Below are 24,944 nucleotides of genomic sequence, written 5' to 3'. Positions count from 1 at the left end.
GCAGCAGTACTATGTTGACCCTTGTGGTGGCCTGTAGGAAGATGGCTGATTTAGTAGCCAGATTAGTATACAAATTAAGTTTGCTTCCAGATGACTTCACAATAGACTTATATTGTTAGAGGGACTAATAGTTAGTTTATCTAACAGTTAGCATACAAAGTAATATTAAATAGGAATCTGAGACTGAAGCGATCTGAGGCTGTGTTTTCTTCAGGGTTCAGAGGTAGGGAGATAACTATTCAAATTACCTAATCAGATTTCTTCACTCAACTACACCTGTTGAGATTCCTGTTGTGTCTATCCCTCTCTGTTGTCTCTCTCTTCTCTCTATAATAGAGTCGCCCAAAGTTCAGTAGTATTTATACTCAGGTAAACTGTATTTGCAGCGATCGCACAGTAAAGATGGCTTGCCCTTGGTAACTCACAGAGCAATTAAGTTAAGAAAGATTAAGAGGTTAACCTAGCTGGGGCTGAATATTCATAAATTAGCCACACTAAAGTTAACGTTCAACCACTTATAAAGTGGGCCGTACCCTTTAGTGTATTTACCAACTTAACGTTCAACCATCTGCAGATGGGCCGTACTGTTGGTGACTAGTGTGGTGTCCAGTATAGCCTTCAAAAATAGGAATGACTAGAGTGACAAAGCTAAATTTGTCACCTATACTGGAGCCAGCACGTGCTTGCTTAACCATTAGGTCAAACATTCAGTAAATGTATTTGCGAAAGGCTCTTAAGGGTACAACTAGCAGATACATTCAATAAGTCAAACTCAGATGAAAGGCTCTTAAGAGTACTGCTAGTCTGAGAGGTAGGCTATTGGTCACTGAAGAGGATTAGCCTGATGGTGAGGTACCCCCTAAGTTTAATAATCTAGTTTCTTAATAAATTCTTACTAGCCCCACACTAGTAGTAAGGATTCTATTAGGCTGCTGTGCATTGGTGGGACTGAACCAAAGTCTGCTGATTTAAGAATTCTTAGGTGCGATCGCTTATGAAGAGTGGGCTAAATTGAGGGTGATTTATTGAGTCATACTCGTCCATTTTATAAGCTGAAACCTTTGCTGGGTATACATTACACTTACTTTAGTGGGGAAACTATCTAGCCTAAGATTTCTTCTTTTCTCTTTCCTTTCCTCCCCTTTTCCTTTCCCTCCCTTATTTTTGCGATTTTCTTAACTTTGTTTTCTTAACTTTTAACTTAATAAGATTTCTTAACAATTTTCTTAATAGTTTTCTATACTAAATTTATCTTAATGGTTTTTTTTACTTTGGGCGGAAATTTGTGTCCATTATAAAAAGGATGGCGAAGCTTAAGTTCATCCATCCCCCTTGTTGCCCTGAAAGGGCTGTTAAGGGACTTCCAAAGAATAAATTGTCCCAAAAATTAATCTTTTGGCAGTTACTCAATAATGATAATCATTATTAAGGGGAAGAGAGCGGCAGCCGTCGGCTGCCGCTCTCTTCCCCCCTTTGTAAGCATGAAAAAATCTACACTCGCACGAGCAAGCCGCAAAGTGAAGTTATGTTTATTTAAGACTATAAAGCTGTAAATTACTATTTATAACTTACGTTTTGGCAAAATTAATATCAATAAACCAATTACCCAGATTGGGAAAAAATTCGTTTTGAGAATGAGTCAAACGCTCAATTTGTTTCTCAATTTCCGACATAGCTTTTTTTGTGAGTTTCACTCCGGTGGCGTAAGTTTGAGTAACTAACTTAACAATTGGATGTTTACCCTTCCATGTCATACTAGCAGCCAAGTTTAAAGCCGTTTCTATTTCATCTAAGATGCTGCCGTTCCAATGATTTTCTAATACTGCCCATGTTCTTTCTATGGGATTATATTTGCTATGGTAAGGCGGATAGTAAGCTAAACGTATATTCAATGAGTATTTCTGGGCAAACTCTACTATACGTTTCATAAACTGGGTGCGTCGAGAACTATTCTCTGGCCCATTATCTTGATTGAGCAGTAATGTTTCAACGTGAGAAAAACGATGTTTCTCACTCATCCAAAAATCCTCTAAAATATCAACTATAAAATCGCTTGTAACTTTCGATTCCGTAAAATATAAAAAAAGTTCATCAAGCTCTGGAAGGAATATCCCATAAGGAGTTACGGTTGTTTTAGGATGATAATCATGGTCATCAGCTTCGACCTTAGCCCGGCTTTTACCTCCTCGGTCAAATGAGCCAATTTTGACGCGAGCTTTTCCATCCAGCGACAGACGCAAGACACTTCCGTCAGAAGATGCATTTTGATTTACTATATCTAGTTGCTCAAAGATTGCGTCGGTTTGGGGAATTTTTTTTGAGGTTGAACTTTAGCTACTCGTCTCAAGTTATAGCCTAAGAGGTTCAGTTTCAGACGAATCGTTTCTGACGTAGGTAAATCTTCATTCCTATAATCATACTTTTCTATTAATTGCTTTCTCACTTCGGTAGCACAGAGACGAGTATATAGTCTTTGACTTTTAAAAGTTGGGTCTGTCTGGCTTTGGGAATCTACTAAATTTTTGATATCTTCTAGGAGATTTGGTAAATGTAATTCTGCTTTATAGCGACCTTTTGCGCTCATATTGTCAATACAGGTAACACCACTAGTTAATTCTTTCATCCCTTTACGGATAGTACCTCGATTCCATCCTAATTCCGATTCTGCAAGTCTCTGTCCACCTACACCCAAACCTTGGACTGTTGACGCTATAAACTTACGTTTTGCAGCACCTTTTAATTGAGATGCTGTTTGTTTTAATAGTTGTTTCAGTGAAGAAGTTAATACTATAGACACCTCTGCTGCACCCAAAAATTCATCATTACTGAATTTACTACAAAAAGGAGGGGAGAAAGCGGCAGCCATCGGCTGCCGCTTTCTCCCCCCTAAAATGATTATCATTATCTTAAATGGGATGTTTTATTTTTTGGAAGTCCCTAAGACTAGTTCAGTGTCAGATTACATAAACCCTTTCTCTTCTAAATGAGCATGAGTTAAACCTGAGGCAGCTTTAGCTAATTGCATTGCCTCAACGGGAATCTCCCCCAGAACCACTAAACCGTCAAACTGATTACTTAACACTTCAAAACCAAACTGACTTGACAGACAGGTTAGGTGGTGGATGTAACTGGCTTCAACACCCTGCAAAATGAAAGCTGAAACTTTTCTTAGAAGTTCATTTTTATTTATAAACTTACCAGCTTTCATATAGTCTGAGATACTGAAAGTCTGACCTGTAGGATTCTTGATAACCACCTTACCTTGAGTATTATGTAGGTTTTTCTTATCAGTTAAGTAATCTGTCACCAACCACTTCTGCCAAGCCTTTATAGAGGTCAATAGAGGCTCAACAACTTGATAGTACTTAATATAGTAATCCATAGCTACAGAAGGCACCTCATTAGCTTCCTCATAGAGAGCCTTGATAACAGCGTTAGTGAAAGGAACTTTGACTTCTACTAACTCACCCTTTATTTTCTTAATAAAGTATTTAGGTTCAAAATCTTCAATAGACACCTTTGATTTTAAATGAGCACCCATTATTGTTGCACACAGGATTTGCTTCCATCTGTCCTTTGAGATTCCTACTCGGTCAGCGAACTCTTGCTTGTCTACTTTCAGGTAGCCATGTAACCAAGAGGTATCAACATCAGCTTTCTCAAATTGTTGAATCAAACCAAAAACTTGACTACTTTTTAAATCATAATTTCTTAAACCTGGGACGTTAGAGAAAGCAATATGCTTCATCAACCTTGAGCTTGTTTGTAGACCACCCCCAGTCTCACTAATTCTACCTGGGTACTGAGGGGTATTAAAGAGAGGTGTAAACTCAGCTAACCCATTTTCTAATTTAATAAGGTTAGCCCCTACAGAACAGATAGCATCAAAGCAATTCTTATCATTTAGATAACGCCTATAAGCTGCTTCAGTCCCAATAAGTTTAGCTTCAGCTTCTTGAATAGATATATAAGATTTTATTGCATCATAATTAATAATACATCTTTTAATATTATCCATTGAATCCCTAAGTAACTGAGGGATATAGTTATTATTTTCATCCTTCTTCTTATATTTAATCACCGAGTTAGATGTAGTACCATCTACTAAATTATAAAAGTTGGGAGGATTGAAAGGGTCAATAGTAGAAAGTTCAGCTATCTTAATTAAGATATCCTGGTTAATTCTGTAAGAGCGACATAAGTTATCACGTTTAGAATAAGTTTTAGCTTTTCTCTCCCCCTCTTCAGTTTCAATAACATCTAGGGTAAATACTTCAATGAATCCAGCTTCTTCAAGTTGAGGCCATTGAATTTCAGTTCTCTTACCCCATTCCTTTTCCATAGTCTTAGAAGGAACGGGAACCCAGCCATCTTCTTCCTTAGAAAAAGAAATCAAAGTACCACAGAGGACATGAACAAACCAATGATAAGTAGCCTTACTAAAATCTGTAAGAAGAGTATCTAAATAATTCTTAACTGCTTCAGGTTTTCTAAATTGAGAGATGATATAAGAAGTAGACATATAGTTTAAAATATAAAAGTTTAGTTTATTTAGGAAGAGAGGAAGGAAAGTAACTAACTCTCTTTTCAGCCTTGCAAAGCTTATCCTCTATACCTATAATTATAGCAATTTATTGTATAATCGGCCACTGTAATAGTGTATTATTTAGGCAGTAACTCAGCAAGGTTTACTTCAGGTACAAATGTGGCATAGTCAACATTTCCTAAGTCTGCAAATGCAAGAACCTTAATAGTAAAATCCCATTGTTTAATGCCTTCTTCATCAGGCATTCTTACATAATATACTGACCCTATAAAAAGCCATACCCCACGTACTTCCACTTGAGTAGCTACTTCATCAAAGTAACTATATAAACAGTCATACTCTACTTGCTGGAGTGTGTAGGTGTAGAGACTATCATCTATTGAATTGTCTTCAAGTAGTCTAATATTTACAGCTTCCCCATCTTCCCACTTTAATAAACCTTTGAAGAGTACTGTTTTGTTGAGGTCTTCTGCTGTTAATTTCATTTTAGAATCTTATTAATTTCACTTTTCTTATAATATAATTATAGTCCAAATATCCTTGAGAAAAGTGGGATATTAAAGTCCATACTCGCTGACTTCAAAACACTGTAAGCTTGATTCAGTATATTATTCAGCCATTATTAAAGTACTAAATGGGGAAACTATGTAACCTAAGATGTCTACGTTTCCTTCCTTCTTCTTTCTTTCCTACCTATTTTGCTTCCCAAACTTAACGTTTAAGATTTATTAACAATTTTCTTTTAATAAGTTTACTTAAGCAAAAACCTCAACTCTGCCGCCCTTATATTTTAGTACTTGTACTGAATGAATTTCTTTTAGTAGAGGTTAAAATTGTGTGCAGATTCAATTGATTACTGAGGGAGTTTATGTTTAGACATTTACTAAAAAATATCGGTTTAGGTATCGTTATAGCTTCTACTACTATTTCCAGCCCTGGTTTAACACAGACCCAATCCAATTTAAGTTCTCCACCAAAGCTAAATTGTGCTCCTAAGAGTAATCAATCGCATATTCTTTCTGCTCCTAATCCAAAGAAGATTCATCCTAATTGGAAGAATGGTATTGGTGATTCTTGGAGTTTACTAGGTAAAAAAATAATTAAAAATAATACAGGGATTTATATTAAGGGTAATTTATATTCACCAAGAGGAGGGCTTGTAAATAAGAATGTATTTATTATACAAAAGGAATGGAACTGCTCTTAAACTTCTATATTGGGGTTTGATAGTTCATCTATCTCCTCATGCGCCGCAGGCTATAAGTTAACACAGTATCAGTTCACTTCAGCTTTAGATTCTTGCGCCTTATTTACCCTCAGCAGCCCTATTCAGCCACCTTCAGGGATCTCCTGAGTGCAGATATATACATACTACAAAACCCCTGGAGTGAACTGTTACCAGTTATCGCAGGGGTAGTGTTTGACTATCAAATATTAAGAGAGTGGATAATAATTCTCTGGCAGTAGCGTACACTGCTAAACGCCTGTTTTACTTAACGTGGTGTACAGGAAATTGACGGAGTGGACTTGTTTAAACTGAACCCTCATTAGCAGTATAAGGTTGATATGTTGTGACCTCATCGTTGCTAGATCATTTTGAGGCGCATCTAGCTGGAGTTTATGTATTCCCTCCCTCACTTTTATATATATAGTATAGCAAATATTTACCCAATTGTCAATAGTTTTATAGGTAAAATATGGGCATTTATAAATTATTTTAAAACTATTTTTATAGATATTTATTAACAGAATACTGCCTACATTGTTCGCATACCTAACAGGTAATATATTCATATAAGATTAAATAAGGAATTTAAATTTATGTCTAACTTAACTGACCGCTCTCTAATTACAGGCTACGGAGGTGAAGAAGTCACAGCCTTCTGGTTAACTGTAGATTCCACTCACAGAATGATGGTAGCTAGTCGTGAGGGTTTAGTAGAGCTGCTGAATGACATTCTGTTCAATAAGTTAATTATTAAGTCATTAAGGACTTCACAGAACACTAAGTATCCAGGTAACTTTGCTGTATATCAATTAGGTCTGGTAGCTGCCATTATTGGATTGCTTATAGATGATATTAGAAACCCACTAAAGTAGATTGAATAAATGGGAAGCCTAAAAACTTCCCACCACATAATAAGGATATTAAAATGATAGAAATTATTACGCTGATTATTTTTACTTTGATTTCGTTTAGCTTTGTGCTTGGGGTACTGGTAGGTAAATTACTTTTACAGCCCCAGCTAACAGAAGATAACTTGGCTGCTTACACTGACTTTCAACGTGACTTTGTTGATTTCTCTGAGCGTAACTAACATCAACATACAGGTTTCTAATTAACAGCCTCCTACTTTACTAGGAGGCGTTTTTGTTGCCTACCTTCTACCTACGTGCATTGAGTATCATATTTATAGAAGGTTGAAAGAGACCTGAAACGATACTACTGAATAAACAGATAAGAAAAAATGACCGCTATTACAACGACTGCTCAACTTAAGGAATCTATTCTTGCTAGTAAACCTACATTAGACTCTACAATTCTTGAAGATATTTGTAGATTGACCATAGTGCATCAGCTTAAGTGGGTTCCTAATAAAGATGGTAAAAACCCACATTGTATTATGTCTCAGCTTTCTGTAGCTAAGGGTCTAGGAGCTGAAGATTACAAAAAGAATTGGGCTAATTCAACGGGGTCTCTAGAAAAGACCTCGTTGGAATCCTTACCAGGTAAGGCTATTAAATTAGAGGGTGATCAGTTAGCTATTTTTAAGAAAGTATATCAAGATATCCATAATGAAAGTTTAGGTAAAATAAACCAGCTTTGGGTTGGTAATTGGGAACATGCGTATGCTTATTTAACCCAAGGAAAAACTTCAGTAGCTAAATCTTTCCAATCACTCGGAGCTAAAGCAATTCAACTTAAATCAGAAGAAGAGCTAGCTCAACAGCCTATTGAAGTTGTTACCAAACACTTCGTTTATAACAGTGGTTGGCGAAAAGAAGAATATTTACAAAGAGACTTATGTTATTTAGCTTCCATGACCCCTTACAAGTTATCTGCTGAAGTTGCAGTAGAGGATTATCCAGGAAGTAAAACAGAGACAAGAAGATTTGATTTAGTTCATATCCAACCACATAAAACCAAAGGTAAGATTATCACCTGCTATGAGCTTAAAAAAGACATAATAACCCTTGAAGATTTAATAATGACTGTTCATGCTAAACGCTACTTACAGCTCCTTAAGGACCGCTATAACACCAACCATGTAAGCCTCATATTGGTGGCTCCCTTTGGTGGCAGCGCTGAAGCTTTAGAAAAGTGTCAAGGGATTGATTATGAGGGAGTTGAGATTTGGACAGTTAGAAAGTTTACTCAACTCTTATTGGAGAAAGCAAAGGCTTACCACACTAAAGATCCTTACTTTATTACTAGCATTCTGTTGAAAGAAAATGAAACTGTGCAGAAACTTCTAGAGGCACCACAACCACCAAAGGAAATTGAAGCACCTAAGTTAGTTAAATCATTATCAAGTAGTGTTATACAGATGCCAGTTAAAAAGAAAATAGCTTAAACCAAATAGTTAACTAGTTCCGTTAAACAGAACGCTACTAAGCCTCCATTAAAGGGAGGTTTTTTAATGTCAACTTATTCTAATTTGACAGCCGCTATTTAACAGCGAGTGTTGGATACTCCTTATTAACGACCTCCATTAAAGGGAGGTATGACTGAGGAGTGGTATCTGAAACAACCCGTTAAATTTAAGCCCACCACTAATTCATTCATCCCTCTCTAATGCCTCGCAGAGGCTATTAAGTAAACACAGCTTTGCTCACCTTTTACTAACACCATTAAATTATTATTTAAAACATAGGAAACATTATAAAACACCTAAAATGAGTACTGTAATTGGTCGAGCTTATAAATTATTTTTAAAAGGTTATTCACTGCGATCGCTAGCAAAGATATTCAAGATTCCTAAAAGCACTTTATCTTACAAATTCAGAAAAACTTATGGAGTTGATTATGCAGAACAAAGGAATCACTGGGGCTTATTACCAATAATTCAAGAGTATGTAAATGATAAATCTTTAGCTGATAAAGATAAGCGAGAAATCAGAGATTGGATGAACAGAAACTTTGACAGGATTATTGAAAGTGAGAAAGCTAATTTAGATAAACCTTTGTATACAAATCGTAAACTTGATCAGCTAACTCAACTGGAGTGTAGCTGGAGAAAAGGAGATTGGCGATCGCTATTTGAGAACACATTAACTTCCACTTATTAATACTAATTTTACTAAATAAATAAAGGATACAAATTATGACTACTCAAATCACCAGCTATATTGACACCAACAACCTTGAAGAATGTTTAGAGTTATATTTTGAAGGGGAGCTTGACAATATTGACCAATATTTACCTCGCATCTACAAAGACCTAAGTGAATTGAAGCCTGGGAATAGTTTATATGGTCAAATTGATTCTGATGAACTTTCTAAAGCTATCTGGAGTTTAGGTAAATTACACCGAGCCATCCTTGAATACCATTTCTTAGCAAGTGAGAAATCTTGGTTAATAGTCAGACATGAGTACTTCCAGGATATGCAGCAGACCAGCTTAGATTCCTGGTTAAGCACAACATACCTTGAGGCGTTAGACTTACTCTCTTGTGAGATTCGAGAATTACTATAGGACAGATTTTATATATAGATAACTAAATATTACTAGGTGCTTTAAGGGGCACCTTTTTTATGACTAAAGCATTCATGCTGACACAAGTTCAGCGAGATTTTTTAATATTACTTCTAAGTATTAAACCTCATTTAAGTAAACCTCAAATGAGAGCACTGTTTTTGAATAAATTTGAAGTTGAATTATCAGAGCAACAACTAAAAACATTAATAGCCAAATCAAAGAAGAGAGTTGAGGAACTTCAGAAGAGTGAAGCTTTGACTTTGGAATTAGCTATCAAAGTTGGGTTAGTTAATTTGCACTCTAAAATCAACCGCACTTTAGCTTTAGAAGAAATTGTACGAATGGGTAAGGATGGTTACTCAGCTCAGACCCAATCTTCTAGAGGTGAAGTAGTCTCCTATGTAAAACATGATTTAAAAGTTGCATGTGAGGCCCTTAAAGCTATTAAAGCTGAGTGGGCTGAAGAGGTACGGGAGCAGCCTAACTACACAATCATTGTAGGGGATTCCCAGGTACCACAAGTAGAGGAGTTTGAGGGGGATGATGAGTTGTGACCTTTCAGATTAACCTGCACCCCAAGCAGAAGGAGATATTTTTAGACCCGCACAGGTTCAAGTTATTAGTTTGTGGTAGAAGGTTTGGTAAGTCGCACCTACTTAGAACAAAAATTATTATAGCAGCCTTAAGTTGTAATCTTCCCTATGACCCTAACTTTCCCACTGTTGTAGCTCTAATAATGCCAACATTAAAGCAAGCTAAAGCAGTGCATTGGAAGAGTTTAGTTTCCTTATTAAGAGATGCTCCATTTGTAGAAAGTATTAATAATTCTGAATACAGGATAGTTCTAAAAGGTGATCGGCCTGACCTTATTTTACGAGGAGCAAATGATGATGGAGGGGATGGATTACGTGGACTTAAATTTTTTCACGCTGCAATAGATGAAGTTCAAGATGTTAAACCTATAGTTTGGGAGGATGTAATTCTTCCTGCCCTTTCAGACACAGAAGGTTCTACAGCCATGTTAGTAGGAACCCCAAAAGGTAAAAACCACCATCTATATAAGTTCTATCAGAAGATTAAAGATTTACCTGAGTGGAGTTATTACCATTTTAAAACTCGTGATAACCCTCACTTTCCTATACAAAGACTTAGGTTAGCTAAAGCTCAAATGCCTCCCAAAACATATAGGCAAGAGTTTCAAGCTAGCTTTGAGGATTTTGATGGACAATTGTTTGACCAAATAGATTCTACTAAACATTACGTAAAGGATATACCTAATAACCTCTCATATTATATTGGGGCAGATTGGGGCGATCGCAACCCAAGTTTAGTTGTAGTTGGATTAGGTCAAGATAGAAATAAATTTTACATAGCCGACTATTGGTTAAATAAAACTGGAGAGACTGCACCAGAAGAAGTTTTCTTAAAGGAGATGGCTAGACTTTGCACTAAATATAATGTGTACAGATGCTACCTTCCAGATGACCGTGGTGGTTCAGTTAAGTCAGCAAGAATATTAGGTAAGCGTGAGAATATACCTGGCATGAGCAGGGCTGTAGAGGTCAGTAGAACTAAGTTAGGACTAATGCCAAGTATAGACATTATGAATAACCTATTCTATCAGGATAACCTTTTTATTAAAGCTAATTTAACTGAATTGATATCTCAATTTGAAGATTACCATAGGGCAACAGACGGAGAAGGTCAACTAATAAATAAACCAGCAGATCATCAAGAAGATCATACGGTTGATGCTGCCAGATATTGCATTGGCTCCTTATATAACACTCTTCAAAACAAACAACTTAGAAATTAAATAATATATGTACCCCAATCAATTAAATCTAGAAATCCTAGAGTCACAACATTGTGAATATGTTCAACTTTTACCAGCACTTCAAGAAATTGACCTTTTAGTAAGTGGTGGCTTTAAGCTTAAGAATGCTATTAGACATTTTCTCCCTCAAAGGCCAGGGGAGGATAATGAAATTTATGAAACTAGACTTAAAAAATTTACCTATTTAAATATCCTTTCCTGCAACATCAATGAGCAGGTCAGCAAGCTTGCTAATGCCCCTATGACAGTTGAGGGGTTAGATGTTAATCCTAAGTTTTGGTCAGCCTTTCGGGAGGATACAGACTTAGCTGGACGTTCAGAGAAGAATTTAATTACCTTAATATTTAGAGAACTTTTAAAGTTCAAAACGGTATTTGTTCATGTAGACGCGCCTGAGTCAGAAGTTGCACCCGTTAACAAACTACAAGAGGAAGCACTAGGTTTACGCCCCTATATTGTGACCTATAGCCCACTACAAGTTATTAACTGGAGTGAGAGTAAAGGTAAGCTTAATTGGCTAAAGATTAGACAGATATCAGAAGATAACTCTAACCCTATTACTGCCCCTAGAAAGGTCTGTACCTGGACAATTATTGACTCTAAATACATTGCTAAGTATTCAGCATTTGTAGAGCTTGATGGTAAGGGCAACATCACTAAAGTCAATAGTGAGATGATTAATAATGAAACCACTATTAGTTTATTATCGCCCCCTATAGAGCATGGATTTGGTACAGTACCAGTTTTCAGAATAGAGTTACCTGATCAGCTTTGGGTTGCTGACCAAGCAGCCTCTAAAGCATTAGAACATTTGAGAATAGATTGCTCACGATATGATCTGCTGACTCTGGCTTATTTTCAGCGCACCTTCAAAAGAGTTCAAACACCAGACTCAGACCTTGAGCAAACTTACACAAATGAAGAACCTATACCAACAGGTTTAGCTCATGTAATTGAGTTAGAGAAGTTTGAGTGGAGTGAACCTCATGGGTACATGATTGAACACATGGCTAAGTCTTTAGAGGCCATAGCAACACAAGTACGAGATTTGGTAGCTGCTGGTGGGGTATCCTCCTCTAATGCTGCTTTATCTCAATCTGGTATATCCAAGCAGATGGATTTTGTTAAGCAGGAAACTATGTTGAAATCTTATGGAGAAATCATCACTGACTTCTACCAAGACTTACTACAACTGGTTGCTAAAGCACAAGGTATAGATGGAAGTAAAATCTCTGTCACTGGTCTGAATAGCTTTGAAAATGACACCTTAGATTCTGTACTAATGAAGCTAGATTCTGTCAGCAAACTTAATATAGAGAGCCTGAAAGCTAACCTACCTCCTTCTGCCTTGAAGGTAATTTATGAACAGATGGTGGCACTACTAACAGGCAACCTATCTGCTGCTCAGAAAGAGGAAGTTAACAAAGAAATAGAGGTATTACTAACCACTATTAAGACTTTGGACACTTCTATAGAATAGAGACCCTCAACCTCCTTAAGACATAACAGGTAGTTTAATACTGTAGAGTTTTGGACTGAGGGTAAAGACCAACTGGCTAAGGTTAACCAGATAAGTTTACTATTAACTATAAAAATAGACACCTATAATACAGGATTATTTAAAATGACAGAACAAGAAATTCAAGCCTTGATTGACGCTTCATTAAATTCTTTTAAGACTGAAATCAAAACAGAGTTTACTCAAGCTAACCAAGGACTTGCTTCAAGCCTCACTAAAGAGATTAAGAAACTTCAAGTAGCTCAACCCACAGTTACAGAACCTACTGAATCCACTCAAGAGAAGCTAACCCTTAAGGCTTTAGAACAACAGTTAACAGACCTTAAGACTCAATTAGCTGATAAAGATAAAGAGACTGCTGCAGCTAAACGTAGTAGTGCAGTTTCTCAAGTAATTGCTAACAGCAAGGCATTAAGCCCCGGTACATTACAGAAAGTATTCTTACTTGATTATGCAGATCAACTCAAGGAAGAAGGTGGTAAGTGGTATTTGGCTCAAGGTGATAGTGTTTCAACTTTAGAAGACGCATTGAATTCTTATTTGTTAAGTGAAGATGGGAAGGCATTTGCGCCAGCTTCAGGAGTTAGAGGTTCAAGTGCTCAGGAAACAAAGGTAACTCCAATCGACCCTAATCAAAAACTTAAGGCAGAGGATGCCTTATTTGAAAGCTTCCAATAATTAATATAAATTAAAATAATAAATTAAATGGCTAATATTATTTCTCCCGTTAATTCCTTACAGTTACTTGTACAGGAAGAAGTAGCTTCTCTTCAATTGACTAGCTACCCAATGGTTAACCGTTTGGCTAAGAAAGTTACAAGCCAACAAGCTATCAAGTGGAATGCAAATGTTGGTGGAGCAGGTGCTACTGGTGAACTTACCACAGCTTCAGTTTCTACTTTCTCTGATGATGACTACGTAGCAGCTATCCTACCTATTGGTGGTGCTAGAACCCGCAATGCTTTCCAACTACAAAAAGAAGACATTGCCCAAGCTAAAGTAGCTGGTAAAGGTGCTTTACGTGACTTGTTTGCTAGCGATATCAACTCCGCTATCCGCACCATTATGGAAGCTCTAAGTACTAAAGTTTACACAGGTACAGGTATTGCTGCTGATGGTGGCGTAATTGGTTTGGTAACGGCTGCTGCGGCTGCTGGAATTTATGCAAACATTGACCCAGCTACCTACCCTCTGTGGGCATCTTATGTAAACACTAATGGCACCAACCGCGCTTTGACGGCTGCTTTACTGTATGCAACAGAAGTTGGTCTTGCCCGTAAAGGTGGAAACTATACAGCTATCTATACAACTCCTGAAATTGCAGTTAAGTACAAGGAATTGTTTGCTGCTCAACTTAGCATCACAAATCAACTTCCTGCTGGTCAAGCTGATCTTGCTTACACAGGTTTGACTTTCTCAGGTCGTCCTATCATCCAAGATATCTACTGTCCAGCTAACACTTTATACTTTGTTGATGAGAATGAAGTAGCTCTTTATAGCTTTGGTCAGAACAACAGTCAAGACCGTCAAGGTCTTCAATTTAGTATTGGTGAATTGCCTTCTGACAACCCTGATGCAGAGAAATATGTTGTATACACCAAGGCTCAACTTCAACTGAAGAACCGCGCTAAGGGTGTAGCTGTATTGGATAAAATCACTAGCTAGTAATTATGACACAATTCACCATTCCTCAGATTGAAGAGTTTGAGAGAATATTAGGGTTCTTTGTATTTGATACCACAGTTAGAAACAGCCTAACTTCTCAATATTCTGACACTGTAATAGACAGAGCTTTAATTATTCTTGATGAGTTGGTGAGTATTGATAATTTACTAAAAGAATCCCTTGAGACTAGTTTTGTAAGAGAGTCGAGGGGTTCTAAATTATCATATAGCAGTCATGTAGCTCACCTGAAATCAGAAGGTACTAGGTTACTAACTGAGTTAGGGCGGTTGCTGAGGGTAGGGGTTAATTACAACAAATACTTACCTAATAGTAAATGTACTTCTACAGTAGCCTACTGGTAAGTGAAATGTTTAACTATAGTATCAAGGCTTCTGGTCCATTATTTGATGGTAAAGTCACTACTAAAAAAATATTAGAGACTGCTTTAAAAGAGACAGCAGATTTTGCAAAGAATACAGTTAAGAACGTAACTCCTGTAAAAACAGGGACACTAAAATCAGGTTGGCTTACAACTGTAAACAGGAAATCAGTAACACTCTCAAACTCTGTAATTTATGCGCCTTATGCTGAAAAGAAAGTGCGAATGGTAAATAGGTCACTACCTGTTATTAATGAGAACTTAGAACAGAATATATCTAAAGGAATCAATAAACTCAAATGAACCTATATGAAAAGCTAGCTAAGAGCTAATTTGTAAACTCAAGTAAAGTACTTGTCTTGCAAGGATTTCAGGAATTTGAGTCAAAAAAATACTTATTCGCTGAAACTCAGACCTAGTAACGACTTGAGTATCCTTCAGATTTTCTTTACGAATCAGCTCTAAGATTGAAAATAAGCTAGCGACTGTAGAAGAAAAATTAGGGGTTCCCCAGCGTAGATATCTGTTAGTTAGACATACAATAACAGACCCTAATACTCGCACTCCTATTATAGAAGATACTCTAATAAATCCTAAAGCTTATGTAACTTCAGTCTCCCCTAGATTTGTCAATCTGCAGATAGCAATTCCTGGGGCTGATTCAATTTATGTAACAGTCAATGACCTTGAAGCAGAGATTCCAAAAGTCTACCCTATTACATTATTTAAACCAGAGGGTAAGACTAGGGCAATGTTTATTTTAGATCCTCCAGTAACTTATGGAACTATTGTTTATTCTAACCCTAGTACTAAATCTTTTAATAACCCTAAGACTTATAGCCTAGTTTATATAGATGATACACAATCTACTGTTTACAAACTAATTTTAACTGGGCAGAGAGATAACAAATGAATATACAGTTAGTTCATCAGAAAGTTAAAGAATTTTTGGCTATTAGGGTGAAGATTGACGCTTGGGATTTAGATGTACCAGAAGGGGTATATAGCCTCACTTCAAATAATTATCAACCAAGTAGTAGTGCTATAGCTCTCCCAATACAAAATCTAGTTCATAAAAGAGCAGATTTGAAATTAATAGAAACTTCAGTCAGGTTGCCTTACAGGATTACATACAGATTTCCTTTTGATTTAGCTTACCATGCACTACCCTTTAGAGGTTTAGAAGGAATACTGAGCACTGTACACTTACTATCCTTAATTCAATCACCTGATGGAAATATTAAATCATTTCAACCTGCTGAAGTAGAAGATTCAATAACAGTAGAGAGAATAGCTCAACAGGATGGGGATTGGTTAGTAAACCTTAACTTTGCTTTCGATGTAGTCTTCAACACAACTGACTTTCCTGATATCTCAGATATTCAGCCTCCTGATTATTACAACATTAACAACCCACCTCCTTTATCTGAAATAACTATTAGGGTTAATAGAGCTAAACCTGAATTTATAAAAAGTAGAAGTACTACTTATACAGAAGATTCAACAATTAATATTATTAAATAATATGACCTCACTTTTCACAAATTTTAAATCTCCAGGTGTAAGGATAGTTGAGACAACCCAAGGGTATAGAGCGCTTGAAATTGCTAGTTTTGAGACTCACTACATTGTAGGCTCCTCAGCAACTGGAGCCTACCTTTACCCAACTCAAGTAAGCAGTCTAGCTGACTTTACAAATCAGTTTGGCGCATCTCCTAGTGAAGCTGCAATCAGGCTTTTGTTCAGAAATGATCGCAGAGCTATTGTATTTTTCATACGCACCCCTATAGCTGTTAGACGTACAGTGACAGTATCCACGGCAGCAGCAGGTACATATACAGTCACTATTGCAGGTACAGCAGTAAATTATGTAGCTACAGGTACCCCTACAAAAGCAGATATTGTTTCTGGTTTAATTGCTGCTGTTAACGCTTCAGTAGTAGCTAACTCAGTAACAGCAGGTGTAGGTTTGACTACTGATGCTTTTATAATCCGCAATGATGACCCTATTGCTGCTAGCCCAACTTTGACAGTAGGTACTAATCTAGCTTTAACAGTTACCACCCCTACAACACCTGCTGCAACTGATTATGTCTACGCAGTTGAAAATAGCTTTGACGCTGAAGATGCTTATACACAAGGTTTTATCTATGCTCCTGAAGCATTCCAACTATTAAGTCTGCAATCTGACCGTCAAGCAGTTGGTTTAGCTTTAGAAGCCCAAGCATCTGATCCTGCTTTTGATTGGGTTGCTTTGGTTGACCCAGGTGTAGGGTTAACACCAGCTCAAGCTCAAACTGAAGCATTACTATACAACAGCCCCCAAGGTCACTCTGCGTTCTTCTACCCCTACCTAACAGACCTTGAGAGTACTGTAGTCCCTCCTTCTGCTGCTGTAGCTGGTCTACACACAAGACGCTTTAGAGAGGAAGGTTTACAACAACCTGGTGCTGGTGCCAAATTCCCAGTTCTAGGGGTACTTGATGTAGTAACCCAAGTTAATACTCAGCAGCAAGAAATCCTCAATCCAGTTGGGGTTAATGTTATTAGAAATCTGAGAAACAAGGGAATTGTAATTTGGGGTATGAGAACTCGCTCTACTAGTGAATTCTATACTTTCCTCCCTACTAGAGTCATTATGAATGTTCTGAATGGAACACTCAGATCAGGTTTTGATAATGATCTTTTTTCTAGCATTGATGGATTTGGTTTACTGCTAAATGCAATCTCTCAAACAGCTTTCTCAGTATGTAATAGATTGTGGAGAGGTAGATTACTTTTTGGAGCTACTGAAGCGGCTGCTTTTGAAGTTGTCTGTGGCTTCACTAATAACACTCAAGAAGAACTTGAGCGTGGAAATGTAGTTTTAGAAGTATATGCAGTTCCTGCGCCTGCTTTAGAGAAGTTATTAGTTAATACGATCAGAGTGAGTATTGGTACATTGCCATTAAATCAGTCTCAGACTGTTGCTACTCAATTACCTACTGCTGCCTAATCTAATACATTGTAGGCTAAAGTTTATCTTTAGCCTACTTAAACTATTAATAAAATAAATAAAAATATGGCAATTTTATCAACGATTAATCCTATTGCTAACTCTGATTTTACTATCACATTAACTTTGCTTCCTAATGTTTATTGGACAACGTTTAGTGGTATTAAGACTACTTATAAACGCCCCACATATAATGATGGTCTAGCACAAGTTGAGAGAACTGGTTCAGGTGGTACAAAAGCCAATACTAATATTACCATCTCAAAACCTTACGATCCTGAGTCTGATGATGCTATCAATAGCTTTCTTGCAGATCATGGAGAAGGGGATGTATTTGATATGAGTATTACCCCTATTAAACGTTCTTCAACTGGTGAAGTACAAGGTCGCGGAACTAAGTCTTGGAAGCTCACTGGCTGTAGAATTGCTAGTTCTGAATTGATGGCTTCTGTGGACACTGGAGATGGTTCCAAGACTGTTGTAACTACTCTTGAGTTCTCTTATGAATCCGCTACATTTGCATAATAAATAAACTAAGACAATGGCTAAAAAATTAGTAATTGAAGAAGTAAAAGAATTAGATAAAGTAGAAGTAATGCAACCAATAGAAGAAGAGTCTAATAAATTTGAAGCTGTCTATAACCAAGATGAGCAGACAGTTGACTTTGAATTAACTGATGGTACCCCAGTACAAGTTAAATCCCCTAAAGCTAAACAGTTTTTACTACTTGAAGGGTTTATTAAATCATCTCCTGAAGAATATAAAACTGATAGCTTTGCCATTCTAAAGTTAGCATCTCTTTGTATTACCAAGCTGGGTAAGAAGTCTAAGGTATCTTTTGAGGAATTATTAGAGATCCTTGAGTTAGAAGATATTGAGAGGGTGGCTGCTGCTATTGGCCACTTTCGAGATAAACTTGCTTATTTGGGAAGGAACCCTAAGGATTAGTGTCCAAGGGCAACCTTACTTTACAGTTAAAGAACTTTATAAATTACTAATGATAGCCTGTGGGGGGCACATTAGTACCTCCTACTTAATGATGGAAGAGATGGAAATATCTGACTGTCTCTTTCATCTTTATCTCTATATTGATCAACAAAATGAGAAGGCTAATAAGCAACAAGAAAGAAAGTTGGCTGAATGGGGATTCTCTGAGGACCAAATGGAAATGGTTTAATAATAAATGGCAACAAATGGTAATAATGTAAATATAACCCTTACTGCCAAAGATAATGCATCTGGGGTATTTAAGAATTTAACAGGACTTATTGAGGGAGCTACCCTTAGAGCAAATCTCTTATCAGATGTTTTATCAGCAGGTTTATCAAAAGGGGTATCAGCTCTAACTAGTAAGCTTAAAGAAGCGGCTGATATTCAGTTAAATAATATCTCAGCAGCCTCCACTTATGCTGCTTTAACAGGGCGTAACTTTGCAGATGCTGAAAAGGTATTTAGTAATCTAGATAAACGTATTAATGAAATAGCCTCCTCTCTACCTGGAAGCACAGAAGAATATAAGAACTTGGCCTTGGGTATTCAGGATAATCTGATACCAGCATTTGTAGATGCTAATGGGGTATTTAATGAAGGGGCTTTCCTTAATGGGTTAACTAACATCACCAGAGGCTTAGGATTCTTAGGGGCAGCATCTAACGTTGCCTCAAAAGATGTCTCCAAGTTCACTGCAAAGTTCCTTGGTGGTAGCTCAATATCTGAGTTAGGACAACTACTATTTGCTGAGGCTAACCCAGCCTTTTTAAGTTTAGTAGAAAAGAAACTAGCTGAGTCTGGTAAAAAATTAGAAAACTTAACTGTTAAAGAGAGAAAGCAAATACTTGAGGCAGTCTCAGGTCAACTGGTAACTGATGACACTATTAAAGCTGCTGGTAATTCAGTCAGTGGATTAATAGAATCTCTTAAAGATAAATTATTTAATCCCTCTCAAGGTATCTTTGGTTTACTTAAGGATTTAGATGAAAAGACTGAAGGAAACCAATCTGTATTAAGTGCCTTCAATGATACCTTAAAAGCCCTATTAGGGGACAACGGTTTATTTGAAACAGTAGGTAAAGTATTAGATAAATTAGGTATTGATCCTGATGGGTTTCTTAAGTCCCTTAGAGGCGGTATACAGAATGTCACTAAATGGGTTGAAAGTCTAAATGCCACGCTAAGTTTTACTAATTCCTCCAGTAGTGATGCAGAGCAATTAAAATCAAAATTTAGCTTATTCATTTCTAATCTATTTGATTTCAGAGGATTAGGTAAAAACTTAGGCAGTATACTTAATAATGGGGTAAGCACTCTTAGGGGTTTAGATTGGGCATCAATATTTAGTGGAGTCAGTAATCAGCTAACTTCTAAATTTAATGAGCTTGTAATCTTCTTTGAAACTATAGATTTTAATAATCTTGGTAAGTTACTCGGTGATTCTCTAAGTGAATTATTTAAAGGGATAGGTAATTTTCTCATCTCTACTGACTGGGGGAGTAGATTATCTGAAATAGTTAATAAAGCTTTCAAAGCATTAGGTAGTTTAGATTGGGGTAATATTTTTAGTGGCTTAGGGGTAGTCCTAGCTAATGTATTAAACACTGTATTGAAGTTTCTAGAAAAGTTAGATACAGGAGCAATATTTGATACTGTAATTAGTATTATTGGTGGAATGTTCACAGGTCTAGGAGTCTTCTTAGCCAACATAGATTGGACTTCTGTTATAGAAGTATTTAAGAAAGCATTCACTGCTCCTCTGGATATCTTAGGTAAAAAGATAGGTAGTGTTATTGAAGAGATAACATATTTCTTAGATAACTTTATTAATAAACTAACTGGAAGGGATAACCAATCTACTAAAGATCAAAGGGTGGCTGCTATCCAATCTGATCCAACGTTAAATAACTTAGAGAAAGCGAGGAAAATAAGAGAAATAGATCACCCTACTGTTGCATCAAAGCTTAATAATTATGCTAATGGGCTTAATGTAGGTTCTCTAATGTCAGCTATCAGTAGAGAGCAAAAAGCTGCTCCTACTGGTTCCAGTATTGTGATAGCCAACTCCACTGAGGCTATACTTAACAGACAGCAACAGTCTCAATTAGCTTCTTCTATAGGTAGAGGTGGTGGGTTAAATATTGGTTCAATAGTGATTCATACAGCCGCTACTAATCCTGATGAAATTTACAGAATATTCTCGCAAAGAATTAATGATGAATTTAATAGATATAGTCAAAATAATTTAGCTACCGCTATATAATTCTTCCCTCCTTTAACAAAGGGAGGGTTTATTTTTTTAAATATATGTCAATTAATACTAAAGTACTTGATGGTCTACCTAATGCTGAGAGAATCACAGATGTTTATGCCTATTTGATTGATGAATTAGGGCAAGTTGTATATTCATTTTTGTACAATCCAGAAGAGAAATCATTCACCAGAAGCGCTAAGTATAACCAAAGTGTTACTGCATTAACTTCCACTCCCTCTCAACAATATGGGTACACTTCTGGATTGACTTTACAACTTAATAACCTACTACTAGAAAGTCATAGTGAAGGTAGAAGTTGTAAACTTCTGCTACAGAAACTTCAAGCCTTAATGGTGGCAGATCCAGCTAAAGGTAAATATGCTCCCTCTCCTGTGACTTTTAAATGGGGTAAAGATAGCTTTGGACCAGCAGTTATAACTGACATCAAATGGACTGAGACAGCTTGGTTAGGTGGTGAAGTAGCAGAAGCTAGAGTAGATTTTACACTACTAGAAATTCCCTCAAAGCAACTACCTACAGGAGCCAAATCAGAATCTCCTGGAGACCGTCTACAAAGCGCTTTAAGCACTACTTCTCTTCTAACTGATAGACAAGTCAAAGAGGGTAATACAAAGGCTGTAGCTTGGCTTAAAACTAACGTTAAGAAGCTTCCTGAATATTTATCCACTTTGGTTAAATCTAATAAGTATAAAATCTCTGTAGCCAAGAATGGGACAGTTTCAATGTTTGATAGCAAAAGTAAATCTTTAGGAACTATTGGATTATATAAAAATGACAAGTTGGATGTATCTACGGGGAATTTAATTAAAAAATAATATGAGTACTCTACCTATAAGTAACCCTTTAAATGCTCCTAAGAATGTATCATTCAATGTTGGGGATTCTCTAACTAAAATTGCTAATGAAGTATTAGGTGATTCAACAGCTTGGCGTGAGTTAGCTACTATGAATGACCTTGATATTTTCAAAGTAATTAAAGTCGGGCAAACTTTAACTATTCCTACCCCACAAGCGGCTGAACGTAAATTTAGATTAGCTGCCTCTACTGAGATATCAAATATAAACGATCAAGTTCAAGCCACTATTACTGAAATTACTCAATCAAGAGAAGCTCAAACTATATTAAATCTATTAGGTACCAGTCAAGAAAATATTCTCAGAGATGTAAATTTATCTCTTGCTGGATTAGCTAAAGGTATTGCTCCTACATCAAAAGATGAACTGTTATCTAAATTAAAAAGCTCTAAAGAAGGTACTGCTGACAATCAAAATGTATGGCAATTAATCTCATGGGTGCTGCCTTAAATTATGTCTTATATTAATAATCAAAATCCTAATTCAGGTCAATATTTGCTTGACCCATACTTAAAAATTACTATAGGTTCTAAAGGTAGTACTGAAGCAGAAACATTCACAATTGGGGATGGGAAGCTCATTAAAGCATCTGTAACATTAGGGGAAGGTAAAGCTCAATCAAGTTGTAATTTCACTGTCCATGACCCACAGAAGATCCTTGTGGATAAGTTCTTTACATACGTTGAAAGTGTGGGTGGGTTAGACCCAGTAGAAGCGTCTAAATCAGTAGCCCCCACTCCTTCTGTAACCTCAATTACTAACTCAGTAATTCCTGACGCTAATTCAGGAGTAGGTGTCACTGGTAAAGTTTTATTTGAGAACACTACTGCTAGTATTTTCAATGACACCACAGGGTCTAGAGATAACACTCTTTACCCTGACAGAGACTTTGGATGTGCAATGAGATATAACAACCCTGCTGCTGCTAAACAGTTTGGGTCTCAAGGTATGTTTACTGACCTCAAGTTTGGAGATAAAGTAAAAGTCACTAATCTTGACAATGGTAAATCTGTAATTTGTGATATCCAAGATTGGGGACCTCATACTACTTTAGGTGATAGAGGGATTGATTTATTTACTAGAGCATTTAATGAGTTAACAGGTACTAAGGGATTTCAAGCTGCCAATGCTATTGGGTTACTGCACAATATTAAAGTTGAACTGGTAGAAAATTCCACAACTACTTCTGCTTCATCAACTAGTAATCAAACTAAAGAACAGATAGCAACTAAACAAAGTACCCAGGCTAAAACTTCTCAGTTATCTAATTCTTCAGCTCCAGACTATGCAGTAGATTCCACTCTCTCTGTTAATATGAGAGCCACTTTAGATACTATCGCCTTTGCTGAAGGTGCTAAGTATAATATGATTTTTGGTGGCAGCACTTTTAGTAGTTATGTTAAGCACCCAAATAAATTAATTAAATTAAGCGGCTATTCTTTCTACTGCTGCTGGTAGATATCAATTTTTAAACACAACTTGGGCTAGTTTACAAAACAGTTTAGGTTTACCTGACTTCTCCCCTATATCCCAGGATAAAGGAGCAGTAGAGTTAATTAGACAAAAGAGCGCTGTAAGTGATGTAGAACAAGGTAATTTTGAGTCTTCTATCACTAAGGTAAACACTGTTTGGGCATCCCTTCCTGGATCTCCTTATGGTCAACCTACGAAGACTATGAGTGAATTAAAAACTTACTACTCAAGTAGAATTAAGTTCTACAAAGAAGGTGGTATTCCCCTTACAAATGCAGCGACTTCAGTAGCAGCTTCTCAATCGCCTACTACTCAAGTTACGCCAATTGTTAAAACTCTAGCAGGTGCCCAAATTACAGTTGAGATGGGTTATGGTGGTAAGGCGATCGCAGCCTATAGCTTCATACATACTGGACTCAAGTTTTCTCTATTTGAGCCTGATGCCCTTGAGTTTTCTGGAACTGCTGCTACTGTTGTTTTAACTCAAACAGTTAGGAATACTGTTTACACCAATTTAACTTTTAAAAAGATAGCTCAAAAGATTACTGCCAATTATGGTATGAAACTTGAGATGCCTGAAGATGGCCCCTTATATACTAGATTCCCTCAAAGGGGCATCACAGATTATGAGGCGCTACTAATTGAAGCTAGAAGAATTGGTTATAGGATTCACTGCGTTGGGCCAACATTATATATAGGACCTCGTAAAGGTTTAAAAGCTGACCAGAACGTATTTGTATGTGAATATGGCACAAATACGGGGGGTGTATTTACTGTCTCCCATCAAGCTCAAACTTCCAGTTCAGGAGGTGCTAGATCGTCTAAACCTGGGGAAACTACTTCAGTTGGTGAAAGGAAGTTTGAAATTGACCCCCGACTCTGGAGTAATGGTTCAGAAGAAAAAGGAAAGTGTCGTTGGTACAGGTGGAGATAACTTACCTTCTACTACAGGAGCTATAAACCCTATTCCTACCCCTAAAACTACAGGGGCTACTGATACTGCTGATAGTCAGCGAGTAAGTGATGAAAACAGAATTAAGGGTATCATAGCTCAAACTGAATTCCCTACTACTCCTGAAGTTTTGACACTTGACCCTGACACCCTATTTCAAACTAAAGGAGTTAGTAAATTTCTTGATAGAATGTGGGTAATCGATACCATTACTCATACATACTCTGGTGGAAGTTTTGTTAGCAGAGCTACTTGCTATTCTCCTTTGAAAAACAAATCTGCTAGTAGTGATATTCCTTCAGTTAAATCAATAGAAAATCCGGTTATTAATAGTGGTACAAATTCAGGATCTAATAATTATATTATTCCTGCACATGGTACATTTACTTCCCCTTATGGTATGAGAACTCTAAAGGGGGTTACTAAACTTCATAAAGGAATTGATATTGCTAATAATGCTGGAACTCCAATTCAAGCTGCTGCTGATGGAACTGTATCTTCTGTAGGAAATGCAAACGATGGTTATGGTAACAAAGTAATCATTGACCATGCAAATAATGAACAAACTGCTTATGCTCATACTAGTAAAGTTCTAGTTAGTAACGGTCAGCAAGTTAAACAAGGTCAAGTAATTGCATTAATGGGTAACACGGGCCATTCCTTCGGAAACCATTTGCATTGGGAAATTAGAGTAGCAGGTACCCCAATTAATCCAGGCTTGAGAGTAAAACTACCTAAAAAAGGTGATGCAATCTAA

Annotated in this window: 27 protein-coding genes; 23 read left to right on the top strand and 4 right to left on the bottom strand. The window is 36.8% G+C overall.

What is annotated here, in order from left to right:
* Positions 1-560 precede the first annotated feature (560 nt).
* From NSTCB13_RS12840 to NSTCB13_RS12825, 4 genes are all read right to left on the bottom strand, one after another.
* Positions 561-707 (bottom strand): hypothetical protein, encoded by a 147-nt coding sequence (locus NSTCB13_RS12840; RefSeq protein WP_448272605.1) that lies wholly within the window; start codon positions 705-707, stop codon positions 561-563.
* Positions 708-1,568: 861 nt separating this feature from the next.
* A protein-coding gene (locus NSTCB13_RS12835; protein WP_448270155.1) for an ISAzo13 family transposase occupies positions 1,569-2,791 on the bottom strand; the annotation gives its coding sequence in 2 pieces (ribosomal slippage) (positions 1,569-2,311 and positions 2,311-2,791; 1,224 coding nt in all).
* Positions 2,792-2,959: 168 nt separating this feature from the next.
* Positions 2,960-4,522, bottom strand: a complete 1,563-nt coding sequence (locus tag NSTCB13_RS12830) for a hypothetical protein (protein ID WP_448272604.1) — start codon at positions 4,520-4,522, stop codon at positions 2,960-2,962.
* 140 nt (positions 4,523-4,662) lie between these two features.
* On the bottom strand, positions 4,663-5,031 hold the full coding sequence (locus NSTCB13_RS12825; RefSeq protein ID WP_448272603.1) for a hypothetical protein: 369 nt from the start codon (positions 5,029-5,031) through the stop codon (positions 4,663-4,665).
* Positions 5,032-5,414: 383 nt separating this feature from the next.
* Between NSTCB13_RS12825 and NSTCB13_RS12820 the strand changes: the two genes are divergently transcribed.
* The 23 genes from NSTCB13_RS12820 (at position 5,415) to NSTCB13_RS12710 (ending at position 24,944) form a co-directional block, all read left to right on the top strand.
* A complete protein-coding gene (locus NSTCB13_RS12820; RefSeq protein ID WP_448272602.1) occupies positions 5,415-5,753 on the top strand; it encodes a hypothetical protein in 339 nt (112 codons plus the stop codon).
* Between the two features lie 614 nt (positions 5,754-6,367).
* Complete coding sequence (locus NSTCB13_RS12815) at positions 6,368-6,646, top strand: hypothetical protein (RefSeq protein WP_448272601.1); 279 nt, start codon at positions 6,368-6,370, stop codon at positions 6,644-6,646.
* Between the two features lie 53 nt (positions 6,647-6,699).
* Positions 6,700-6,864, top strand: a complete 165-nt coding sequence (locus NSTCB13_RS12810) for a hypothetical protein (RefSeq protein WP_448272600.1) — start codon at positions 6,700-6,702, stop codon at positions 6,862-6,864.
* 150 nt (positions 6,865-7,014) lie between these two features.
* Positions 7,015-8,121 carry a hypothetical protein gene (locus NSTCB13_RS12805; RefSeq protein ID WP_448272599.1) on the top strand — a complete coding sequence of 369 codons (1,107 nt, stop codon included), beginning with the start codon at positions 7,015-7,017 and terminating at the stop codon, positions 8,119-8,121.
* A 322-nt stretch (positions 8,122-8,443) separates the two neighbouring features.
* Positions 8,444-8,836 (top strand): hypothetical protein, encoded by a 393-nt coding sequence (locus NSTCB13_RS12800; protein ID WP_448272598.1) that lies wholly within the window; start codon positions 8,444-8,446, stop codon positions 8,834-8,836.
* Positions 8,837-8,871: 35 nt separating this feature from the next.
* Positions 8,872-9,243, top strand: coding sequence for a hypothetical protein (locus NSTCB13_RS12795; RefSeq protein WP_448272597.1), 372 nt, complete (start codon positions 8,872-8,874; stop codon positions 9,241-9,243).
* Positions 9,244-9,302: 59 nt separating this feature from the next.
* Positions 9,303-9,800 carry a hypothetical protein gene (locus NSTCB13_RS12790; RefSeq protein ID WP_448272596.1) on the top strand — a complete coding sequence of 166 codons (498 nt, stop codon included), beginning with the start codon at positions 9,303-9,305 and terminating at the stop codon, positions 9,798-9,800.
* Between the two features lie 182 nt (positions 9,801-9,982).
* Positions 9,983-11,062: a phage terminase large subunit family protein gene (locus tag NSTCB13_RS12785; protein ID WP_448272595.1), complete on the top strand. Its 1,080-nt coding sequence runs from the start codon at positions 9,983-9,985 to the stop codon at positions 11,060-11,062.
* 7 nt (positions 11,063-11,069) lie between these two features.
* Entirely contained in the window at positions 11,070-12,563 is a 1,494-nt protein-coding gene (locus NSTCB13_RS12780) for a hypothetical protein (RefSeq protein ID WP_448272594.1), read from the top strand.
* A gap of 144 nt (positions 12,564-12,707) precedes the next feature.
* On the top strand, positions 12,708-13,280 hold the full coding sequence (locus tag NSTCB13_RS12775) for a hypothetical protein (RefSeq protein WP_448272593.1): 573 nt from the start codon (positions 12,708-12,710) through the stop codon (positions 13,278-13,280).
* A gap of 27 nt (positions 13,281-13,307) precedes the next feature.
* Complete coding sequence (locus NSTCB13_RS12770; RefSeq protein WP_448272592.1) at positions 13,308-14,267, top strand: phage major capsid protein; 960 nt, start codon at positions 13,308-13,310, stop codon at positions 14,265-14,267.
* A 5-nt stretch (positions 14,268-14,272) separates the two neighbouring features.
* The gene (locus NSTCB13_RS12765) at positions 14,273-14,629 is read left to right on the top strand and encodes a hypothetical protein (RefSeq protein ID WP_448272591.1); all 357 of its coding nucleotides are present in this window, start codon (positions 14,273-14,275) and stop codon (positions 14,627-14,629) included.
* Positions 14,630-14,634: 5 nt separating this feature from the next.
* Positions 14,635-14,949, top strand: a complete 315-nt coding sequence (locus NSTCB13_RS12760) for an HK97 gp10 family phage protein (RefSeq protein ID WP_448272590.1) — start codon at positions 14,635-14,637, stop codon at positions 14,947-14,949.
* 606 nt (positions 14,950-15,555) lie between these two features.
* Positions 15,556-16,170, top strand: a complete 615-nt coding sequence (locus tag NSTCB13_RS12755; RefSeq protein WP_448272589.1) for a hypothetical protein — start codon at positions 15,556-15,558, stop codon at positions 16,168-16,170.
* A gap of 1 nt (position 16,171) precedes the next feature.
* A complete protein-coding gene (locus NSTCB13_RS12750; protein ID WP_448272588.1) occupies positions 16,172-17,641 on the top strand; it encodes a hypothetical protein in 1,470 nt (489 codons plus the stop codon).
* 66 nt (positions 17,642-17,707) lie between these two features.
* Positions 17,708-18,166, top strand: a complete 459-nt coding sequence (locus tag NSTCB13_RS12745) for a hypothetical protein (RefSeq protein WP_448272587.1) — start codon at positions 17,708-17,710, stop codon at positions 18,164-18,166.
* A gap of 16 nt (positions 18,167-18,182) precedes the next feature.
* Complete coding sequence (locus NSTCB13_RS12740) at positions 18,183-18,590, top strand: hypothetical protein (protein ID WP_448272586.1); 408 nt, start codon at positions 18,183-18,185, stop codon at positions 18,588-18,590.
* Between the two features lie 235 nt (positions 18,591-18,825).
* On the top strand, positions 18,826-20,895 hold the full coding sequence (locus NSTCB13_RS12735; RefSeq protein ID WP_448272585.1) for a hypothetical protein: 2,070 nt from the start codon (positions 18,826-18,828) through the stop codon (positions 20,893-20,895).
* Positions 20,896-20,939: 44 nt separating this feature from the next.
* Positions 20,940-21,722 (top strand): hypothetical protein, encoded by a 783-nt coding sequence (locus tag NSTCB13_RS12730; RefSeq protein ID WP_448272584.1) that lies wholly within the window; start codon positions 20,940-20,942, stop codon positions 21,720-21,722.
* Between the two features lies 1 nt (position 21,723).
* A complete protein-coding gene (locus NSTCB13_RS12725; protein ID WP_448272583.1) occupies positions 21,724-22,212 on the top strand; it encodes a LysM peptidoglycan-binding domain-containing protein in 489 nt (162 codons plus the stop codon).
* Between the two features lie 3 nt (positions 22,213-22,215).
* On the top strand, positions 22,216-23,220 hold the full coding sequence (locus tag NSTCB13_RS12720; protein WP_448272582.1) for a hypothetical protein: 1,005 nt from the start codon (positions 22,216-22,218) through the stop codon (positions 23,218-23,220).
* Between the two features lie 217 nt (positions 23,221-23,437).
* Entirely contained in the window at positions 23,438-24,169 is a 732-nt protein-coding gene (locus NSTCB13_RS12715) for a hypothetical protein (protein ID WP_448272581.1), read from the top strand.
* The gene (locus NSTCB13_RS12710; protein WP_448272580.1) at positions 24,123-24,944 is read left to right on the top strand and encodes a M23 family metallopeptidase; all 822 of its coding nucleotides are present in this window, start codon (positions 24,123-24,125) and stop codon (positions 24,942-24,944) included. The genes NSTCB13_RS12715 and NSTCB13_RS12710 overlap by 47 nt, the downstream gene beginning before the upstream one ends.

It is taken from the genome of Nostoc sp. DSM 114160 (assembly GCF_053470305.1).
Note: the sequence above shows the minus strand (reverse complement) of the source record. Positions and strands in the feature narration are given on the sequence as shown.

Bases quoted from the DNA above. Each gene is read 5' to 3' on its own strand.
- NSTCB13_RS12815 (WP_448272601.1), top strand. From the start codon at position 6,368: ATGTCTAACTTAACTGACCGCTCTCTAATTACAGGCTACGGAGGTGAA.
- NSTCB13_RS12735 (WP_448272585.1), top strand. From the start codon at position 18,826: ATGGCAACAAATGGTAATAATGTAAATATAACCCTTACTGCCAAAGAT.
- NSTCB13_RS12745 (WP_448272587.1), top strand. From the start codon at position 17,708: ATGGCAATTTTATCAACGATTAATCCTATTGCTAACTCTGATTTTACT.
- NSTCB13_RS12825 (WP_448272603.1), bottom strand. From the start codon at position 5,031: ATGAAATTAACAGCAGAAGACCTCAACAAAACAGTACTCTTCAAAGGT.
- NSTCB13_RS12755 (WP_448272589.1), top strand. From the start codon at position 15,556: ATGAATATACAGTTAGTTCATCAGAAAGTTAAAGAATTTTTGGCTATT.
- NSTCB13_RS12715 (WP_448272581.1), top strand. From the start codon at position 23,438: ATGAGTGAATTAAAAACTTACTACTCAAGTAGAATTAAGTTCTACAAA.
- NSTCB13_RS12725 (WP_448272583.1), top strand. From the start codon at position 21,724: ATGAGTACTCTACCTATAAGTAACCCTTTAAATGCTCCTAAGAATGTA.
- NSTCB13_RS12750 (WP_448272588.1), top strand. From the start codon at position 16,172: ATGACCTCACTTTTCACAAATTTTAAATCTCCAGGTGTAAGGATAGTT.
- NSTCB13_RS12765 (WP_448272591.1), top strand. From the start codon at position 14,273: ATGACACAATTCACCATTCCTCAGATTGAAGAGTTTGAGAGAATATTA.
- NSTCB13_RS12780 (WP_448272594.1), top strand. From the start codon at position 11,070: ATGTACCCCAATCAATTAAATCTAGAAATCCTAGAGTCACAACATTGT.
- NSTCB13_RS12710 (WP_448272580.1), top strand. From the start codon at position 24,123: ATGGTTCAGAAGAAAAAGGAAAGTGTCGTTGGTACAGGTGGAGATAAC.
- NSTCB13_RS12770 (WP_448272592.1), top strand. From the start codon at position 13,308: ATGGCTAATATTATTTCTCCCGTTAATTCCTTACAGTTACTTGTACAG.
- NSTCB13_RS12820 (WP_448272602.1), top strand. From the start codon at position 5,415: ATGTTTAGACATTTACTAAAAAATATCGGTTTAGGTATCGTTATAGCT.
- NSTCB13_RS12810 (WP_448272600.1), top strand. From the start codon at position 6,700: ATGATAGAAATTATTACGCTGATTATTTTTACTTTGATTTCGTTTAGC.
- NSTCB13_RS12805 (WP_448272599.1), top strand. From the start codon at position 7,015: ATGACCGCTATTACAACGACTGCTCAACTTAAGGAATCTATTCTTGCT.
- NSTCB13_RS12840 (WP_448272605.1), bottom strand. From the start codon at position 707: ATGTTTGACCTAATGGTTAAGCAAGCACGTGCTGGCTCCAGTATAGGT.
- NSTCB13_RS12740 (WP_448272586.1), top strand. From the start codon at position 18,183: ATGGCTAAAAAATTAGTAATTGAAGAAGTAAAAGAATTAGATAAAGTA.
- NSTCB13_RS12760 (WP_448272590.1), top strand. From the start codon at position 14,635: ATGTTTAACTATAGTATCAAGGCTTCTGGTCCATTATTTGATGGTAAA.
- NSTCB13_RS12785 (WP_448272595.1), top strand. From the start codon at position 9,983: ATGCCAACATTAAAGCAAGCTAAAGCAGTGCATTGGAAGAGTTTAGTT.
- NSTCB13_RS12720 (WP_448272582.1), top strand. From the start codon at position 22,216: ATGTCTTATATTAATAATCAAAATCCTAATTCAGGTCAATATTTGCTT.
- NSTCB13_RS12790 (WP_448272596.1), top strand. From the start codon at position 9,303: ATGACTAAAGCATTCATGCTGACACAAGTTCAGCGAGATTTTTTAATA.
- NSTCB13_RS12830 (WP_448272604.1), bottom strand. From the start codon at position 4,522: ATGTCTACTTCTTATATCATCTCTCAATTTAGAAAACCTGAAGCAGTT.
- NSTCB13_RS12775 (WP_448272593.1), top strand. From the start codon at position 12,708: ATGACAGAACAAGAAATTCAAGCCTTGATTGACGCTTCATTAAATTCT.
- NSTCB13_RS12795 (WP_448272597.1), top strand. From the start codon at position 8,872: ATGACTACTCAAATCACCAGCTATATTGACACCAACAACCTTGAAGAA.
- NSTCB13_RS12800 (WP_448272598.1), top strand. From the start codon at position 8,444: ATGAGTACTGTAATTGGTCGAGCTTATAAATTATTTTTAAAAGGTTAT.
- NSTCB13_RS12730 (WP_448272584.1), top strand. From the start codon at position 20,940: ATGTCAATTAATACTAAAGTACTTGATGGTCTACCTAATGCTGAGAGA.